The sequence below is a fragment of the Dehalobacter sp. 12DCB1 genome, from assembly GCF_004343605.1.
GTDB lineage: Bacteria > Bacillota > Desulfitobacteriia > Desulfitobacteriales > Syntrophobotulaceae > Dehalobacter.
The window spans coordinates 20,356-39,631 of the sequence record NZ_POSF01000020.1 but is presented as its reverse complement, the minus strand read 5'-3'; the positions used below and the strand labels follow the sequence as shown (position 1 = coordinate 39,631).

Here is a 19,276-nt window from a genome sequence, read left to right as displayed (position 1 = left end):
CCGGTTTTAGTAATTATTTTATCGGTCTGAATAATTTGAAAGAATCTTTCCGTGAAGCGGAGATAGCGTTTGAGATCGGAATGGAATACAATCCTACCATCTGGATACATAAATTCTGTTTACCTATATATTAAATAAAGATGAACTTCCTACAAGATTATTATATTCGCCCATTTTGTCCCGCTTAGAAAAATATGACCAGGAGAATGGTACGGAATTGTTTAAAACACTGCAATCCTACATCAAGAACAACCTAAATGCCGTTCAGACTGTAAAAAAATTATTTATACACCGTTCAACAATGATATACAGACTGGAAAGAATAAAAGAAATTGGACGAACAGATCTGAAAAACACAGACGAACTTCTGCACATCCAACTTTCATTGAGGCTTTCAAATTTTGATAACGAATTTTGATAACAAATTATAAATCTTTAATATAAATTTTAGACTTGCATGGATTCAAGTAAATCATGCGCAAGTTTGGAGAGTCTTTTACTCGATGAAAATAATTCTTCCATAAATGCCAACTGTTCCTGAGTCGCTGCGGAAACCGTTTGGATTTCCTCTGAAGTGTTCCTGCTGGCGTTTTCAATCCGAGCAACAGAATCAAAAATCAACCGGTTGCCGCTGAGGGCCTGCTGCAAGATAGAAGATACTTCATTAATCTGAACAAAAACCTGATTAATCATTTCCACAATTTTGGTAAACGCTTCACCACTGTTACTGACGGTTTCAATGCCATGCTTCACTTCCTCATTCACAACATCTATCGCCGAAGAAGCAATGTGCGAATCTGTTTGTATTGCATTGACAATAGATGTAATTTGTTTTGCAGCTTCTTGGGATTGGTCCGCCAATATCCGGACCTCTTCCGCGACCACAGCAAACCCTTTCCCTTGTGCCCCTGCACGCGCCGCTTCAATCGCTGCATTTAAAGCCAACATATTCGTTTGATCGGCAATTCCCGAGATATTGTTCACAAAGTGTTCGATTTCTTTTGACCTTTCTCCGAGTTGCCTGATAATCGCGGCAAAACTCATGACCGATTGATCTATACTGTTCATCTGACTGACCGATTTCCCAACCGTGTCCTGACCTTCTTTAGCTTTTTCTACCGCTTGGGAAGACTGACTGACCACTTCATTTGTATTTCTGGTGATTAGCTCCATACCGTCCGACATTTGCTTCATAAAGGCCGATAATTCAACCGTAGATTCGAGCTGTTTATCGACCCCGCTTGCAATACTGGTAATGGAACTGACGATCTGATTTGATGCAGAGGCCGTTTGCTCCGAGCCTATATCCAGTTGCTTCGCCAACTTCGATATTTCTTCAACACTAAGTAAAACCGCACCACGGTTTTCCTGAGCATCTGCTAAAAGCTTATTGTTAATACAAGCGAGCTGCCCAACCTCATCTTCTCCCAAAAAATCAGATGACAAGGCTTCCCCTTTTTGGGCTGCGGCCGCAAGGCCTTCTTGCAAGCGAATCACAGGTTTGAGAATTAACGTATGTACCAGGAGCCCAATCATCAATGTTGTAATAGAGAATGCCAGCGCGCAAGTAATCATGACATACTTGATTTTCTCGGCAGTATTCGTTATTCCGGCTGCCACTTGCCCGTTGCCGATTAAAACATAATAAGCGAAACAAAGCAGTGTGATAAACACAACAGACACAAACAACAATACGCTGAGTAGTTTGCTTTTAATGCTTAAATTTTTAAATCCCATACTCTTCTCCTCTGTCAATCTTGCTAATATCACGATTCTATATTTGAATTTTAATTTTTTATTCGTAAAATACCATGTATCACATAATACATTACTATTTATTTACCATGCATGGCCAAATATTTTGCACTATCTGTATATGTCCTCAAAAAAACAAAGCCGTTCAAATTTTTGTCCGAACGGTCTTATTGCACGAAAAGACTACTGCATAACTTTATGATTATCGTCAATAAAAAGGACAAATCTGCCATTCTTTTTTGACACTAAACCTTTATTTTTTAAACTCTTTATACTCTGTGTTACCCGCACTCTTGTCGATCCTATAATATCCGCGATAAATTGGTGCGTGAGCTGTTTTTCAAGATAATAAGCGGTTTCACTTTTTACGCCGTATTTTTTGGCCAGATTAATTAGAAGAAAATATATTCTGTCTTCCGTATCTTCAAATGTCTGTCCCGCCAAGTAAAAAGATAATCCTTGCAGCTTTAGAATGACTGACCTTAACATACAATCTAAAATGCGGGGATCCTCATAACCGGCTTTTGTCAGTACATGCTGTTCAAATACCGCGATATCAACAGGCGTAAGACACGTAATTGTCACGGCATAATAGAGTCCGTCAACGAGTACATCATCAATAAAAGTGCGTGCTTCACGAATCGCAATCGTACGCTTGCGTCCTCCGGCACTTGTGATACCGACTTCCACCTTGCCGGACAACAGCAGGAAGAGTCTATCGTCCAATCCTTCCCAATAGATGACCTCCCCTTTTTCATATTTTTCTACTTTGGATAGCTTTAGCAGCTTCTGTACCATTTCATCGTCAATCATATTTCCCGTCCATGGAGACCATTCTTCCCACTGAGCCATATTATCACAACCTTTCATAGAAATTTAGAATGAAGATGCCAGGCAATGTTTGATTACCTGGCATCTTTAGTTTTAGAAATGGATTTCTCCCATGTTGAGACTCGTCGCAAGATCGACCTCTTTGACTATTTTATTATAACCATCCAAATAAAATTCTAATTGGTATTTTCCACTCTTTTCATCAAGTTTGTCGAACTTAAAGTCTCCAAAGTTATCCGTCGTTTGTTCGGCAATCTTTTGCTTGTCCTTAAACAGGATGACTTTACATCCTTCGGCGCATCTTTCAATACCGTCGCGAGTATACGCTACGCTTCCGCTGATAAAGCACTTTGTATAGCGGTACAAGTTTTTGTACAGGCCGCCTGGTTTCGTTTTCAGCTCAGGCTTATAAGCTTCAAGCTTCTCTGCCTTAACCATTTCTTCAAATTCCGCATCTTCCATATAAACAACTTTGATCGCTTCAAGCGGGCAAGCCTGAGAACAACGGGTTTTTGTCCACCCTTGATCAATCAGATGTGCACAAAACGTGCATTTTTGAGCGACATTGGCTTCTTCGTTCCAAGAGATCAGGCCGTAAGGACAGGATTTAACCAAATCTTTTTTGCCCTTCGCCTTCACCGGGTCAATGAGAACAATACCGTCCTGTCTCTTTTGAATCGCCCCTCCCGAGGCTTTAACACATGGCGCATTAGCGCAATGCATACAAACTTTTGGCAGATAAGCCACATCAATATTTGGGTACTGCCCTCTCTCTTTCGGAACCGCGTCGATCCATTTTTGCCCGAACCGGGGCTGGGGAACCGAATAACCCGGGAATGTATTGTCATCAAATTCATCTTTGCAGACGACAAGACAGTTAAAACACGCAAGACATTTTTCAATATCAATTACAAAATGCCACTTCTTCATTTTGACTGATCTCCCTTCCATAATCTAATTTCGACAAGACAAGAATTGGCGGCCATCGAGTGCGACTGTCGGATTTGGGTTCTGGAAGGCGTAAGGATATTTATGAGTCCACCTCTGTCGGGTGATTTTCCGGGGAGCCCGGTTGGATCGTACTTAGCGGCAGATTCATAGGCATGCACCGTGCCCGGATTCAGACGCTGCGTAACCACTGCGGCACAGATAACCGAACCGCGGCCATTGTAGACTTCAACCAAATCATGATGTTTGATACCGCGTTTTTCCGCATCTTCAGGGTTAATCCGGACCGGCCAGTAATGATAGCCGTTGATGGAAATTCTGTGGTTAGATATCTCGTTAATAACCGTTCCTTTGCCGTCGCTCATGGTATGGTGACTGTAGCGCGGATGCGGCGAGATCAGCTGCAACGGATATTTTTGATACAGTTCGCTGCTTCTGCCTTCCCAGGACGGAACATACTTATTGATTACCGGTCTCTCGGGATCGTTCGGATCAAAACGCTTAAGGCTTGAGCATTCGAATTCGAACAGGCCGCTTTGGGTCTGCAGTCCTCTCCGGTATTCCTCTTTATACTCTGAAGGCAGCGGCGTCAGTTCCGGGGCATCCTTCAGGCGTCCTTCATAGAACCAATTGTAAGCGACAGGGTCACGATCCTTTTCATCATAAATCGGCGGAAGGATATAATATCCTTTGGTAAGGAATTTACGCCAAGATATCACCTTGGGCAAATCGGTCGCGTCAAACATCCTCTTGACCCAGTCAAACTCAGTGTTGCCTTCACTGTACGGGACACCGACTCCGAGTCTGCAGCAGATATCCGTATAGATCTGGAAATCCGATCTTGATTCACCCAGTGGTTCAATACATTTATGCTGAACAAAGAACGTCCGGTGATTACACTGCAGGAACGTCTTATCAATAATACCGCCGCTGTGCGCAAATTCACCAATATCCCAACGCTCAAAGTTCGTGCAGACCGGCAGAATGATATCGGCAAACCTTACTTCGCCTTCATTCCAAATGGACTGGTTAACGACAAACTCAATGTTGTCGGTCTGGTAAGCCAGCGCGTACCGGTTGGACTCCGGTTGGGTGCTCATGTAAGCGCCGCCGTATTTATAGTAGAGCTTAACCTGCGAATGTCCGGGAGACGGATAAGGCGCAGGGAAGAACTGTCCCTCAAGTGAGTAAGGGTTCATCGGATAACCCATTGCATGTCCTTCAAGAAAAGCTTCTGGTATTCTTAAGCGGGGAACAAACTGCGTAATCGAGCTGACGCTTGGTGTTGACGGCATACGCTGGTACAGGTTAACGGGTGAACCGGTAAAGTTATAGTCACCGGAAAAACCGCCTTCAGCATAACCCGGGAAGAAGAAGCGATGGTTCAGCGGTGTCCCGAACTGCATAGCGCCAAAGTTTACGCCGGGCTTGCCAAAACCCTGCATCGCCATCAGGCAAAGCATGGATCTGGCCCATTCCCCTCCGTTTGCTCCGCGGCAGGCGCTACCCACACCGGCCATGCCGCCGGGAGACATATAAGTCTTTTTGCTTCCCCATTCCTCAGCCAAAGCCCGGACATCCTTTGCGGGAATGCCAGTTTCTTTTTCCTGCCATTCCGGGGTTTTCGGTATGCCGTCTTCCTTACCGAGGATATAATCGCGCCAAAGCGCAAAACCTTTGGTGCGGTTTTCAACAAAGAATTTATCATAAAGATCCTGCGTAATCCAGACATAAGCGATTGCCAGCGCCATTGCCGTGTCTGTCCCCGGTCTCGGTGAGAACCATTTTCCGCCCATCCAGGCAGCCGTATGGTTGTAGAAGGGATCGATATGAACAATCTTAATGTCCAGGCTCTTCAGCCATTCACGGCGGATAGCGCCTTCGTAGGTCCCATAGGCCCCTGAGGTTGACTCCGGGTCACTGGACCACATGACCAGCATCTCAGAATTCTTCAGCTGGTCTTCAACCGTGGAATACTGGTCCGGAGAACCGAGTTTGGCAGTATTTCCCCAGTGGTGCATTCCTCCCCAGTAAAAACCCTCCCAGCTGTCCGGATTCATACAAATGCGTGAAAAACCGAGCGTGTTGATAAACCGATCCGAAGCGCTTAAGTGGTAACCGATATTACCCCAAGTGTGGTGGGAACTCCCTGCAAAAAAGAGTGATCCCGGGCCATGAGTCTTCTTGACCCGCGCAATTTCACTACTTACAATATCCAGGGCTTCATCCCAGCTGATTCTTTCATACCCCGATATCCCACGGTTTTGTGTGTTTCTGTTGCCTTTCGGATCAAAATCCACCCGCTTCATCGGATACAGAAGACGGTCCGGCGAATAAACCATGGATTTCCACGTCAACCCGTGAGACGTACAGGTAACTCTTCTTGGCGGCGTAAATTTCCGTCCTCTGGCGTTAATTGTAAACGGTTCCGGATCTTCGCTATCAAGGTCGATCGGTGTTGTCCTTAAAATTTTCCCGTCCTTGACATAAACAAACATCGGGCCGCCGTTTGACCCTGTGGTGTACCTTTTAACACCATTACCCATGTCCGTTCCGAAATTGCCACCAAAGATCGTCGACATATTGGTGATTGCAGTCAGCATATTTGCGACATATACACACAATTCGTCCGGACCGTTAACAGTTAAGGAAAAGTCCTTTCCGGCAGAGATAAAATCCAGTTGGCTCCTGTTAAATTTCATGAGATGGCATGCCAGCGCCGCATCTTCAAAAGCCATGGTAACATCAGCCCCGGGATGAACCCCATTCTTTGATGATACGCGTCCATTTTTAAAGGTAAAAAACCTGCCCTGAGAGTTATCCCTAATTTTAATTTGCAAAGTAAAGTTTTTCTTTTTGAGGTGTACAGCAAAACTGGGATATCTTTTTGCAGAAAAATTTAAAAGTTTTTCGAGGCCCAATAACGTAGTTGAGAACTGTATCTGTTTGTTTGCCGATACTTTTCTGAATGACACTTTTTACCCTCCTAATAAAATAATAATTAATCCTTTTCAGCTAAGATTATAAGATAACACCTTGATTTTTTTTTGTATTACTTGATACATCCTTTTGTGTTGTTTCCTATCAAAAATAAATTGTTGCGTCGTACAGAAAAAAAATTGTATTATCAGATACAAAACATTTCTCAAATGGTATCACATAATACAATCTCATTTTGTCCTCCCATCTTATAATCGAAAATGAAAAAGGAGGTGAAACTAATTTCGTTGTTTTCATTTTCAAGAATAAAAAACAGGAGGTATTCTGATGTCTGAATCCAACCAAATTTACAAATGGGTTGTACTGTTGCTGATGTGCTTAACCATGATTGCTTTCAACTCTTCCCAAATTAGTATTGCTCCCAACGTTGGATTAATTTTGAAAGATATTCCAATGAACAATACCCAGGTCGGATTTGCGATGTCCGCTGCTACGCTTTGCGGAATTGTATTTGCGTATTTTATTTCCTTGCTGGCAAATAAGTTTAACCGCAAAACACTTGTATTAATTGCACTTTTGTTAATTGGCGCCGGGGTTGCACTTACCGGAACTGCCACTGATTTCTGGACAATTGTTATTGGCCGGATTATTGCCGGTTTAGGTAGCACGACATTGATTATTGTCACGCCCCTCTTTGTTACAGGTTACTTCGATGAAAAAAATATGGGCATGGCTATGTCCCTGTTTACGGCAGCACAACCACTCGGAATGATTTTTGGTTTAAACGTTTTTGGCCGTGTCGGAGCTGCAGTGGGCTGGCGCAATACGATGTTTATGATTGCATGTCTGGAAATCGCCGTCTTCTTACTTTGTCTTCTTTTCCTGCGCCTTCCTAAAGCAAATGCCGAAGTTTCGGCAGCATCGCACAGCCTTAAAGGCACTCCCAAAAGTATCAACATGTGGCTCCTTGCCGCCATCTACGCTGTCTTTACTTTGTCGGTTTCCGCTTATGTAAACTTTGGTCCGACATATTTCGGCATGAACGGCACCCCGCCGGCACAGATCGGTCTGTTTGCAAGCCTGATTATGATTATACCGCTTGTACTTTCCCCGTTCTTCGGAGCCGCCTTGGATAAAGGTCTGAAAAATTACAAGCGTCCGATCCTGATCTTTGGTGCTGTTCTTATGGCAGCTTCCTATTGTGCGATCGGCTTCCACTTCATGAACACGTTCTTCATTTGGGCCACACTGCTTGGTTTAGGATTCACAGTTGTTGCTCCCATTTGTTACTCTGCTATGCCTGAAATGGTCAGTGAGAAAAACCTCAGTATCGGAATGGGTTTATTGATTATTTCGTTTGATGTCGGTGGCTCTTTCGGTGCTATCTTATTCGGAACAGTTCTTGATGCCAGTCACGGTGTTTTCTCCGTTGCATTTAGTGTCGTAAGTGTCATGCTGTTGGCTTTAATTCCCTTAATTCTGATTCTCAAGCTCAGGGAGAACTCCCTTAATAAGTCTGAACAACGTTCATTATCTTCCTGACATTCATTTGTTACTTATCACTGGCAATATTCTAAAGAATACTATACTGTAAACAACAATAACGCATGTCATTCCGTATTTCTAAACGACATGCGTTATTTATATTCGAATACGTATGCATAATAATAATGACATAAGGTATAATTGAGGTGTGTCAAATTTATACTAACCGAAACTAATATCGTTCATTTACGATTTTGTTAAACAATAGGTGGTTATATATATGGGACAGTGGGAAGAATGGTCTCCTTGGACTGGAAATATGATTGCCGATGAAATGGTGCAAAAATTATTAATGCTATCAAAAGTCGCAAAATATGCAAAAGGAGATATTATCTACCGGGAAGGGCTGGATAATAAACTTTCCCTACTTTTATCCGGAACGGTAGAAATTAGTATAACAAGTGCCAGCGGACGCAAGCGAACGATTGCTATTCGAGAAGCAAGGGCATTTATAGATGACGTACTCGTAGATGGCATTTATTATGCTTTGACTATAACCTGCCTTACACCCGTTGAAATTGCCATATGTGAACATGACGTGCTTGCAAAAGCCGGATATGAGGATCCCAGTATTTTGGACTGTATGCTGCGATCCTTAATTTTGAAGCTGCAAGGATTGTCTTTTTACCTGGCTGGTCAGACCTTTGAAGAAGTCGAAGACAGGGTATATTTTCTTTTGGTGAATTTAGCCAAAAAATATGGTATAAAAACAGGAAATGGCTATTTAATTGAAAAAAACCTTACCCACCAGTTTATTGCCGACATTGTCGGCTCGACGAGGGTAAGAGTTACACAGATTCTGAAAAATCTAATAAGTGAGGGGTTATTGGATAAGATAGATGGAAAATTTATAGTCTTTAGGGTTGAAGATTGTCCGAAATGCGAAAAAACAAACCTGCCGAACAGCAGCCGATATTGTGGAGAAGAGATCATCGTGGAGAAAAAGTCAGAAGATTGATCCGAAGGGCATAGACAAACCTGTTAAGTATAAATTGCACTGCCAAGGATAAACTAAATAAAAATCAGGACTAGGATCTAATAAAAAATGATTAAGGAACTGTTAACTAAGATACTTAGCAAATCGCCCCAGAAAACATTTAAGATGCCTCAAAATGATTCTCAAGAAACAAAAAAGTTAACTTCTGAAATGGATATAAATCTAAAAATATTGCAAGCGTTTTTCCATCTTTGTGAAGACATTGTAAGCAAGGAATTCTTGCTTGATCTTCCAACTCCAACAAGAGCTTTTATCATTTACGCCGAAAGTCTCTGCGATCCGGTTATGGTTAACGAATCAATACTAAAATCATTAATGCAGGAAAACTTTTTTCGGACACTCGAAATATCAACAGCCGAAGCTAATCTGCCTGAAATCATTCTTCAAAGGCTGTTGCCTAATCACCAGACTCAGCTCGTTTCAGATATTCAACAACTCAGTAACTTTTTGCTTAGCGGTCACCTTATTTTAGTGATCGACGGTTATTCCACAGCGATTGCTACCGCAGTCCAAGGGTTCGAACAAAGAGCCGTCAATGAGCCCTCCACGGAACAGAGCATAAGGGGCCCGAGAGACAGTTTTGTTGAAAACCTGTCCACAAATGTTAGCTTATTGCGAAGACGGATCTCTTCCAACCGCCTGAAATATCAATCCATAACCCTTGGGGAACTTACTCAGACCAAAGTAGGAATCTGTTATATTCAAGGAATTGCAAATGATAAAATTGTCGAGGAAGTAAAGGTACGCCTAAACAAAATTGACATTGACAGTATTTTAGACAGCGGTTATATAGAAGAGTTAATCGCCGATGAATCCTTTACACTTTTCCCACTTGTCCAAAATACTGAACGTCCAGACCGAACGGCGGCATCTTTATGCGAAGGAAGAATCGCTATTATTGTGAATAATACCCCATCGGTATTAATCGTTCCCTGTACAATTGTTTCTCTTTTGCAAGCATCTGAAGATTATTATAATAACAGTCTTTTCGCCACTTTAATCAGAATCGGCCGTTTTATTGCGATCAATATTGCATTATTAGCTCCTGCCATTACTGTCGCTATCTTTTCCAATAACGCCGAGTTGATTCCTTTGACCTTTCTCACCTCAGTTGCCGGAGCACGTAGTGATTTGCCATTTCCCATTTCAATTGAAATTATCTTAATGGAGCTCACCTTTGAATTGTTACGCGAGGCCGGTGTCCGATTACCAAAGACCGTAGGTCAGGCGATAAGTACCGTAGGCGGTCTGGTCATTGGCCAAGCCGCGGTTACTGCCGGCATTGTCAGCCCTATTACGGTTATTGTCGTCAGTATAACAGCAATCGCTTCTTTTGTTTTTCCGGATTATTCTATAGGCACCAGCATTAGAATTTTGCGCTTCGTCCTAATCATTTTGTCCAGTATATTGGGCATATTCGGAATAGTCTCGGGTCTGATGGTTATTTTATATCATCTCTGTGGTCTGCGTTCCTTCGGCGTGCCTTATTTATGGCCGATTGCGCCCTTAAGCGTGTCTGATTTGAAAGATACTTTTTTCCGTGCCCCCTGGTGGGCTATGTCTGCCAGACCACGCCTTACCGGTGCAGAAGATCCCATACGCCAAGCCTCCAAGCGAGGCCCTACTAAACCGGATAAGGGGTGAATGAGCCATAGATAAAGAAAAAATCTCCGGTACACAAACTGGTATGCTGCTGTTTACGCTGATTACTGCTACCTCTATTCTCTTCGTCCCAGGGATCATTGTGCAGAGGACCGGGCAATCAGCTTGGCTTGTTACCTCATTCTCCTGCCTGGCAGGCGTAATCTCGCTGCTGATCGTTTTAAAATTAGGGCAGCGTTTTTCACGGACTACTTTATCTAAATACAGCGAAATTGTTCTTGGAAAAGTAATGGGTAAGGTTTTCTGCCTTGCCTATGTCCTGTTTTTTTTTATAAACAATACCCTTACAATCAGGGAATTTTCAGAGTTCCTGAGTTACAGTCTATCATTCGGAAGTTCGATACTGCTCCTTATCATTGTTATTGTAGCAGTAGCGGGGTTTGGAGCCTATAAAGGAATTGAGGTCATCGTCCGGGCCAACCAATTTGTGTTGCCCCTTTTTATTATCAGCTTCGTATGTTTATTTGGCCTGGCGCTGTTCAAAGCAGACTACGAAAGAGTGCTGCCTCTTTGGGAAAAAGGAATCCAGCCCCTTATATCGGATTCGGCAGTTCCTGCCTCCCTTTTCGGAGAGATCGTCGTACTTATTATGCTGCTGCCCATTGTAAACAAACCCCAGGAGGTCTGGAGCAAAAGTCTTTGGGCGATTCTGGCGTCTATGGGTTTTATAACCTTATGTACCCTAATTATGATTACGGTAGTGGGTCCAAATCTTTCCGGTCATTTGCTCTTTCCTTTTTGGAATTTTGTTAAATCAATAGAATACGGGAACTATGTCCAACGGATTGAAGGTTTTATTTTCTTTTTTTGGCTCACCATCATCATGATTAAAACAACTTTGTTATACTATTTGACCTGTCTCATAACCGCACAAATTTTCGGTTTGAAGTCTTATTACCCCGTCGTCTGTTATTTAGCCCCGTTACAAGTAACCGCTGCAACTTTTGTGAGTAGCAATACCATTCAGTTACAGGACATTTTTAGAAAGTACTGGCCGCCTTTCGCACTATTTTTTGAAATAGCACTACCTTTGTTCCTTCTCACTGTTGCAGTAATAAGAAAAAAAAGAGGAAATTAATCAGATGAAACGTAAATTTACGCACGTTGCCCTATTGCTCCTCCTCTTGACGACTATTCTTATGTCGGGGTGTAAAAAGGAAGTAGAGGAGCTTGCGGTCGTTACAATGTTTGCTGGAGACTATATCAATATAAATGGGGTTGACCAATATCAAATTTGGTCCAGAATGATGCGCCCATCCAGTATGGAAGACAACCAAAAAAAAGAGGGCGCTTCTTCCGACTACTTGATCAGCGCTTCAAGTACATCATTGAACGATTTAATAAGTAAACTAATGGTGCGATTGCCAAAGACACCTTTTTATGGACATACTTATGTTTATGTTTTTGGGGCACGTAGTGCTCAGGAAAAAATCCTGCCTCAAATTGAAATTACAATGAGCAACCCTGATTCGCGTCCGGCTGTTTTTGTGCTGGCAACCAAAGGGTTAGCTTCACAGATTATACAGCTGGAACCTTCAGGAACTACCACCCTCACCCAACAGGTTAAAAATCAGTCGGAGAAAATAGCCATCGACAAAGGCGTGGCCTGCGGCGTTACAATGAATGAGTTTTCAGAATGGCTGCTCAGTCCCGATCGGGACGCGTTACTACCTGAGATAGAACCGGTCTCTTCAATGGAAGGAGAAACTGTTCCTGATTCTGTCATTGTTCAGGGTTTTGGCGTTTTTCGTGAAGCTAAACTTGTGGGTTGGCTGGATAAAGAAGAATCCTTGGGGTACCTGCTAATTTCCAGAAAGCTAAAGAATGTTCATATTGTGGTTCCGTTTAAAAAAGATAATAAATCTTTATCTTATTATATATCGGGCTCTAAAAATAAGATTAACTTTAAAATAATCGATGGTAAACCTTCCTTTAAGATCAAAATTCAAACGGTAGGATTCGTTGCTGAAACTGATGGATATGACATTACCCCAGATCAAATCAAACCACTAGAAAGAATCATTTCCGATAAAATCCGCGAATATCCGTTAAAATCAATTGCCTGCGCCAAAAAATATGATGCGGACTATTTCGGCCTTATGCAGAAAATACATCGTTACGACCCTTCTTACTGGCAGGAGATTGCCCCGAACTGGAGGGATATTTTCCAGCAAGCTGACGTAGAAGTAGAAATAGAGGCAAAAATAGCAGGTAGTGGAGCTGTATCAAAATCGTTTAGTCTGAAACCATGAAAATGTAATTAAAAATCATTAGGAGTGAACAACGGCTTCCCCAGAGGAAGCACTTGTTTCTGCATCATATCATTCAGCAAAATGGCTATGCCTGAATAGATTAGCCACAACGCAACAAGCAATAATAAACAAGAACCTATGATCCCAAGATATGGCATAGAGGCAAAACAGGATATCGAACTCAGAATGAATCCTACGGCAGCTAACCAGATGAAGAAGGCCATTAATTTGCTCTTAAATCCACCTAGATACCCTACAAATAAAAGTATAATACCCGTGCATATAAAGCCTATTCCTTCAATATGATTACTCCCACTGATCATTTCTGTGGAATATACAAATCCGTTAAGGAAAAACATCAGGTCAATCATTCCTCTTACAAGGAAATGTCCCAAAACGATTATACCCAATATACTGTTCGCTGTTGCCCCCACTAAATCCCCTATTTTCAACTGAATAACAACAACGATGACCAACACGACTGTCCCCATAAAAATCCAGGGAATTAAGAAAATCGTCGTTAGAGGGACCGCTAGCCCTAGCATCAAAAAAGCTTGTACCAATATGAGCAACCCGTTCGTCAAATTTCCTATTGCGCCAGGGTCTGCCCATTTGCTCCCATCATTAGATCTCGACATTGTAATTGTTTCACTCATCCTTTCTAATTGATAATTCTTTAAAAATTCATAAAAAAACGGTTCGCCTCTCCAGGTTGATTATAATAGCTGCTTTGATTTTTTTTACGTATCAGATAATACATTTTTAAATACATTTATATTTCTATTTTTATTAACCTGTCAGAAGTTGATATTTCACATTTGCAGCTATATCTAGCGCAGAATGCACTAGGTGGATAAAAGGAAGACAGGGTGTCTTACTGACACCCTGTCTTCCTCTTATCTGTATCGGCTATTCAGTTTAAGCTCATTATCGGTCTGTTCTTTAAAATCCATTGTTCAGCTGCGTAATTTAGGGGCAGTGTACGTATATTTTCCCAATCTAAATCCTCGACTCTCCGTTCGCGCAAATTAATTTCTTTAAAATATTGGCCGCAATCTAAACAGACAACAACCTCCACGCCAGGAAACTCGGCAGAATTGAGATACGTTTGTTGAAATGAACTTTCACTGCCACAGTGTATGCAGCCCGATATTTTTATTGGCCTCTCATTTCCGCAGACAAGACAATGTATAAAGCGTTTTCCATTCAACGCATCCAATGTTGTCATAAGATTGTCTTCACCACAAACCGGACATGGGCACATTGGCTGATCCTCCACACTTGCAGAGACCTGCAGCTGCTGATATACCGATTGGGCTACCCCGGCTACTGCTAAGCTCAGGCGGCTGAAAAGAGATTCGTTTCCTTGAATACGACCTGCGCTGAACTCATTTTGGAGAACGGCAAGTTTGGAGCGGTCTATCTTTTCTTCGGCAACAATGTTTAACCTGTCCCATAAATCAATGACGGCGTTTTCTGGCAGATCATCGACAGTGAATAAGGGATACTGCCCGGATCTCGGCGGTAATTTCAAATCCTTCAGGTTGTTTTCTTTTTGCCAGGCAGTTATTTCTGCTCTCAGTTTTGAATAGTTCTCTTTGACAGCAGACAAACTTGTTGCTTGTCCTCCATCGATCTTTTCAGTACCCAAGTACATCCCTCCTAAAGGTTAAGACAGTGTCAAAATGATTTTACCGTACCGGTTCCGGCTTTCGACTATTTTTCTTGGTTCTTGACCTCTTCATACCAGGCAGCGTGATGCGCCTTCGCAAATTTTTCCGAGACGTATCCCTTTAACATGCCCGGCAGAGCAGCTCTTGATTCAGGATGAAGCAAAGATAAATAGAGATGTCCCATCAATGCTGCAACCATCATAAACATCGACATATCGTGAATGGGATAAGCTATCCGGACCAATTGATCAGGAAAAACATTAGGGGCCCACATGATAAATCCGCTCAACGTGATGAATACGGAACCCAGGATGGTAATCAAAGAGTTGATTTTTTCTCCGCCGTTAAACTTGCCCTGAGCCGGGTAGTTGCCGTGTCCTCCAAAAAATTCTTTGGGAAAAGCCATGATATGCGCGATATCCGCTTTCGTAAATCGGAAAGCAGAACGCAGCCATTCCCAGTGATATTTTGGATCCTTGATAAAGAACATCGCTACAACGACCACAACAAAAATCACGGCAAAAATCCTGTGAAGGATGCGGGAAACGTCAACTCCCCCAAAAATCATGAGTACCGGCCGACTGAATTCGGATAGTATGCCCCACCCTGTGAGGAGGAGAACAAAAAAGCTTACAGCATGAACCCAATGGCTCAATCTTTCCCCTTTGGTAAAACGGAGTACTTTGCCGGGAACTTGACGCGAGCCTGATTTTTTTTCACTCATTACATCTCCTCCTCTCTCTTTATCGGATGCTGATCTTGATGAGAATCATTTTTGTAGTTTCCTTTTAGCGCATTAATCGCCACTCCCACAACGACTGCCGCAGCAGCACCGCCTATCGCGATTTTGCCGATAGGCCGGATAATATCTTTCCATAGATAAAGTGTTAAATCAGTTGACGGATTTTCAGGCAGCCCATAGGCAGCAGGCGTATCGAGCAAAATATAGCGATAAGTTGTACCTGCTTGCCCATTCTGACCATAAAGATTAGCGTTGGGGAACTTCTTTTTTACTTCGGCCAACCGTGCTTGGGCAATCCCCATCATGGTATCGTAATTACCGAATGACAGTGCTCCTGGTTGGCAGATTTTTACGCAGGCAGGCTCAAGGCCGTTTTCCACTCTGCCTACGCAGCCGGTGCATTTGTTAGCCTTTTCTGTGGTTTTATCAACCTTAGGCACATTAAACGGACAAAACTGGGCACAGTACCCGCATCCAATACATTTATCTTGATCAATAACGACAAACCCGGAATCTGTTTTGGATATGGCACTTGAGGAACACGCTTTCAGGCAGGAGGGATCATCGCAGTGGAAACACTGCGCCTTGCGCATCAGCCAGTGCATGTTATTATTTTCATACTTTTCCTCAAATGTTACATACGTATAGGTGTTCGGTGTAAAATCGGCCATACTTTGATAACTTTTGACGAGAGAGGTTTTTTCAGTCGGAAGATCATTCCATTCCTTGCAGGCTGCTGAACAGGCTTTGCAGCCGGTACATTTGGATCCGTCCACCAAAATCATTTTTTTTGCCATCTCTAAGCCCTCCTTATATTGACCAGACAACATTTATATTCGGGTGTTCCTGCTGTCGGGTCAATTACGCCGATTGTTACTTCATTGATGCTTGATCCAGGACTTAAAGATGCAAAACCCCAACTCCAAGGTACACCGATCGTTTCGGTCGGCTGTCCATGTACCTGATACGACTGAATGCGGTCTGTGACAAGACAACGGATCTCAACCTTGCCGCGTGCCGAGGATATTTCAACGCGGTCACCATCTTGTACGCCAATTTTCGCTGCAAGGTTTTTGCTGATTTCTGCGAAAGGTTCCGGCATCAATTCGTTCAGCATCGGAATGTTGCGGGTGATACCGCCGGCACAGAAGTGTTCGGTAACACCATAGGTTGTCAGCACATAAGGATAGTCTTTACGGTTACCAACCTTCTGAACTTCGGGCAATGTTTTGGGCATTGCCACAATGGGATTGCTTGATACATTCGGATGGAAGATATTTTCCGCAGGGCTTTCCACCGGCTCGTAAAACTCCGGCAGCGGCCCATCATTGCAAATCCCGCCTACAGCCACGCCGCCGGCCGGTTTGCCGTCTGCTGAAGGCGTTGTTGGTATCCCGCTTGTATATTTGCCTGCAAACAAACGCCCTACTCCTTCCGGATTCATACGGAAAGCCAGCTTTCCTTCCGGAGTGTCAGGCCCTTTCGTCTTGTCGACTACGTCAGCACCGTCATTGCCGGCCCAAACACTTTTGGCCGCATCCCACCAAATTAATTTACGTTTGGGGTCCACAGGCTGTCCCTGAGCATCACATGATGCACGATTGTATAAAATACGGATATTTCCCGGCCAAGCAAAGCTCCATTCGCGGAACAATCCGAGTCCGGAAGGATCTGCATTTCCACGGCGTGCAGCTAAATTGCCTTTCCCGGTAACACCGGCATAAATCCAGCATCCGGTAGATACTGACCCGACCGGTGCTTTCAGATAATCGGCTAATGTCGGCAATAACTGACCGCTTGTTTCATCATAGCCGTTTAATTCCTGCAACACCTTAAGCGCTTTCGGCTCATGGCCGTAATCCCAGCGTGCATCGAGGATCGGTCTGTCTTTGGGATCCGTACTGCCTTCATATAAGCTTTTCACCCGCTTATACAAAAGATCGAGCATATCCAAATCCGGTTTACATTCGCCCAGGGGCTTGAGTGCTGCATCCTTCCACTGAACCCAGCGGCCGGAGTTCGTCAGCGTCCCGTCTTTTTCATAGACAAAGGCAGCCGGTAAAAAGATTACTTCCGTCATAATTTTAGACGGATCAACACCGGGCTCCCGCCAGAACTGGGCAGTCTCGATTTCAAATAGATCGGAGACAACCAACATCTCTAGTTTGGGCAAAGCCTGGCGGACCACTTCGAGGTTTGGTACGGATACCAATGAATTGGAGCCAATATTCAGCATCATCTTGAATTGGCCTTTATTCACCGCATCCCAAATTCGAACCAAACTTGAATTAACATTGGAATCATACTTTGGCAGATAATTGAAACAATAGTCGTTTTCCTTAGTCGCTTTATCCCCGAACCAGGCCTTCAATAACGATACGAGATGTTTTTCCCGGTTGGAGCCGTTTCGTACCAAATAATCTTTGAGTGTCTTGTCGGAATGGGAGGGGGCCGGAAGATAACCTGGCAGATTATTATAGAGATTGGCCATATCCGTGGAACCCTGGACATTCGGCTCGCCGCGCAAAGCGTTGATACCGCCTCCCGCTTTGCCGATATTGCCCATCAACAGCTGGATAATGCCGTAACACCGGATACCTTGCACACCCGTTGTGTGATGGGTCATCCCCAATGCATAAAGGATGGATGCCGGTTTGGCACTGCAGAAAGCATCGGCAATCTCCTTAATTTTTGATGCAGGTATCCCTGTAATATTTTCGGCAGTCTTCATATCATAACGGGAATAATGCTCTTTCAATTTGCTGAAGACGCTGTCAGGATCAGTAAGGACCAGAGCTTTAACCGGTTTGTTCGATTCGTCTAATTGATAACCCCAACTATCGGTTTTGTATTTTTTCTTTTCGGGGTCAAATCCGGAAAATAGTCCATCCTTGAATTGAAAATCCTTGCTTATTTTGTATAGAGCATTTGTGTAATTAAGGACATAATCGTGATCATAGAGCTCATTTTCCAATATATAATTGATGATTGCCCCCAGATAGGCAATATCTGTACCCGGGCGAATCTGAGCAAATATATCTGCCTGCGAAGCTGTCCGTGTAAAACGAGGATCAACCACAATTACTTTTGCACCGCGCTCCTTGGCCTTATTGATCCACCGCATAGCAACGGGATGGTTTTCGGCACAATTTGAACCTGCAATTAGGAACAGTTCAGCATTCATCAGATCCGGCCAGGAATTGGTCATGGCGCCACGGCCAAATGAAGGTGACAAACTTGCCACCGTGGGCGCGTGTCATATCCGGGCCTGATGTTCGTTATAGGGCGTGCCTAAAAGCATTGATAGTTTTTTAACTAAGTAGGATTCTTCATTGTCGATTTCAGCCGATCCTAGAACAGCAATCCCCTCAGTCCTGTTGACAGCGAGTTTCTCGGTCTTCCCTGTAGCTGCGTTAATGACATCGGCATCAGCCTTCCAGGTTTTCTCCCTGACATCTTTGACTTTTTTGGCTACTTTGTCGATAGCCTCGTCCCAGGATATTTCCTGCCATTCATTTGCCCCCGGAGCACGATACATCGGTTTCGTGATCCGAGCCTCAGAATAGGCAACTTCTCTTAAGCTGGCTGCCTTAGAACAAAGTGCCCCGTTATTGGTTGGATGATCGGGATCCCCGGCTAAATACACCAGCTTTTCATCTTTGATATAGAGAAGCAAGCCGCACCCTCCGGAACAAAAATGGCAAATGCTCGGAATTTTTTTTGTACCTTCAATTTTAAGTGCATATCCCTGAGCCTGAGCGAGGTCGGGATCAAAACCAAGGCCAAGCGCCAGCGAAGCCAAGGAAGCTCCTGATAGTTTCAGGAAATTACGTCTTGATAAATCCATTTTTTTCCTCCTTTACTTTTTTTAAACAGCAATTTTACTTTTTGCAAGTTTTTAAATTTTCTGAATATTCTAACCTGCAATGTC

Annotated in this window: 14 protein-coding genes; 5 read left to right on the top strand and 9 right to left on the bottom strand. The window is 43.4% G+C overall.

Features of this window, described 5'->3' with window-relative positions:
• Positions 1–447: 447 nt before the first annotated feature.
• The 4 genes from C1I38_RS14315 to C1I38_RS13195 all read right to left on the bottom strand — a co-directional run bounded on the left by C1I38_RS14315 (position 448) and on the right by C1I38_RS13195 (position 6,509).
• Positions 448–1,737: a methyl-accepting chemotaxis protein gene (locus tag C1I38_RS14315; RefSeq protein WP_119776684.1), complete on the bottom strand. Its 1,290-nt coding sequence runs from the start codon at positions 1,735–1,737 to the stop codon at positions 448–450.
• Between the two features lie 201 nt (positions 1,738–1,938).
• Positions 1,939–2,607, bottom strand: coding sequence for a Crp/Fnr family transcriptional regulator (locus C1I38_RS13205; RefSeq protein WP_165904940.1), 669 nt, complete (start codon positions 2,605–2,607; stop codon positions 1,939–1,941).
• 72 nt (positions 2,608–2,679) lie between these two features.
• Positions 2,680–3,516 carry a 4Fe-4S dicluster domain-containing protein gene (locus C1I38_RS13200; RefSeq protein WP_119776688.1) on the bottom strand — a complete coding sequence of 279 codons (837 nt, stop codon included), beginning with the start codon at positions 3,514–3,516 and terminating at the stop codon, positions 2,680–2,682.
• On the bottom strand, positions 3,513–6,509 hold the full coding sequence (locus tag C1I38_RS13195) for a molybdopterin-dependent oxidoreductase (protein WP_199698300.1): 2,997 nt from the start codon (positions 6,507–6,509) through the stop codon (positions 3,513–3,515). Before C1I38_RS13195 ends, C1I38_RS13200 begins: the two co-directional genes overlap by 4 nt.
• 292 nt (positions 6,510–6,801) lie before the next feature.
• Here C1I38_RS13195 and C1I38_RS13190 point away from each other — a divergent pair, with 292 nt between their 5' ends.
• From C1I38_RS13190 to C1I38_RS13170, 5 genes are all read left to right on the top strand, one after another.
• Positions 6,802–8,016 (top strand): MFS transporter, encoded by a 1,215-nt coding sequence (locus C1I38_RS13190; protein WP_119776690.1) that lies wholly within the window; start codon positions 6,802–6,804, stop codon positions 8,014–8,016.
• Between the two features lie 223 nt (positions 8,017–8,239).
• Positions 8,240–8,977: a Crp/Fnr family transcriptional regulator gene (locus tag C1I38_RS13185; protein ID WP_119776692.1), complete on the top strand. Its 738-nt coding sequence runs from the start codon at positions 8,240–8,242 to the stop codon at positions 8,975–8,977.
• Positions 8,978–9,064: 87 nt separating this feature from the next.
• The gene (locus C1I38_RS13180) at positions 9,065–10,660 is read left to right on the top strand and encodes a spore germination protein (protein WP_119776693.1); all 1,596 of its coding nucleotides are present in this window, start codon (positions 9,065–9,067) and stop codon (positions 10,658–10,660) included.
• Between the two features lie 7 nt (positions 10,661–10,667).
• Positions 10,668–11,756: an endospore germination permease gene (locus C1I38_RS13175; RefSeq protein WP_348980859.1), complete on the top strand. Its 1,089-nt coding sequence runs from the start codon at positions 10,668–10,670 to the stop codon at positions 11,754–11,756.
• 4 nt (positions 11,757–11,760) lie between these two features.
• The gene (locus tag C1I38_RS13170; RefSeq protein WP_119776697.1) at positions 11,761–12,930 is read left to right on the top strand and encodes a Ger(x)C family spore germination protein; all 1,170 of its coding nucleotides are present in this window, start codon (positions 11,761–11,763) and stop codon (positions 12,928–12,930) included.
• An 8-nt stretch (positions 12,931–12,938) separates the two neighbouring features.
• Here the strand turns inward: C1I38_RS13170 and C1I38_RS14310 are convergent, their stop codons facing one another.
• The 5 genes from C1I38_RS14310 to fdnG all read right to left on the bottom strand — a co-directional run bounded on the left by C1I38_RS14310 (position 12,939) and on the right by fdnG (position 19,192).
• The gene (locus C1I38_RS14310) at positions 12,939–13,409 is read right to left on the bottom strand and encodes a hypothetical protein (RefSeq protein ID WP_243109315.1); all 471 of its coding nucleotides are present in this window, start codon (positions 13,407–13,409) and stop codon (positions 12,939–12,941) included.
• Positions 13,410–13,843: 434 nt separating this feature from the next.
• The gene (fdhE, locus tag C1I38_RS13160) at positions 13,844–14,587 is read right to left on the bottom strand and encodes a formate dehydrogenase accessory protein FdhE (protein ID WP_243103752.1); all 744 of its coding nucleotides are present in this window, start codon (positions 14,585–14,587) and stop codon (positions 13,844–13,846) included.
• A gap of 59 nt (positions 14,588–14,646) precedes the next feature.
• Positions 14,647–15,327 (bottom strand): formate dehydrogenase subunit gamma, encoded by a 681-nt coding sequence (locus C1I38_RS13155; protein ID WP_020490872.1) that lies wholly within the window; start codon positions 15,325–15,327, stop codon positions 14,647–14,649.
• A complete protein-coding gene (locus C1I38_RS13150) occupies positions 15,327–16,142 on the bottom strand; it encodes a 4Fe-4S dicluster domain-containing protein (protein ID WP_119776701.1) in 816 nt (271 codons plus the stop codon). Before C1I38_RS13150 ends, C1I38_RS13155 begins: the two co-directional genes overlap by 1 nt.
• A 2-nt stretch (positions 16,143–16,144) precedes the next feature.
• Positions 16,145–19,192, bottom strand: coding sequence for a formate dehydrogenase-N subunit alpha (gene fdnG, locus C1I38_RS13145; RefSeq protein ID WP_119776703.1), 3,048 nt, complete (start codon positions 19,190–19,192; stop codon positions 16,145–16,147).
• Between the last annotated feature and the right edge of the window lie 84 nt (positions 19,193–19,276).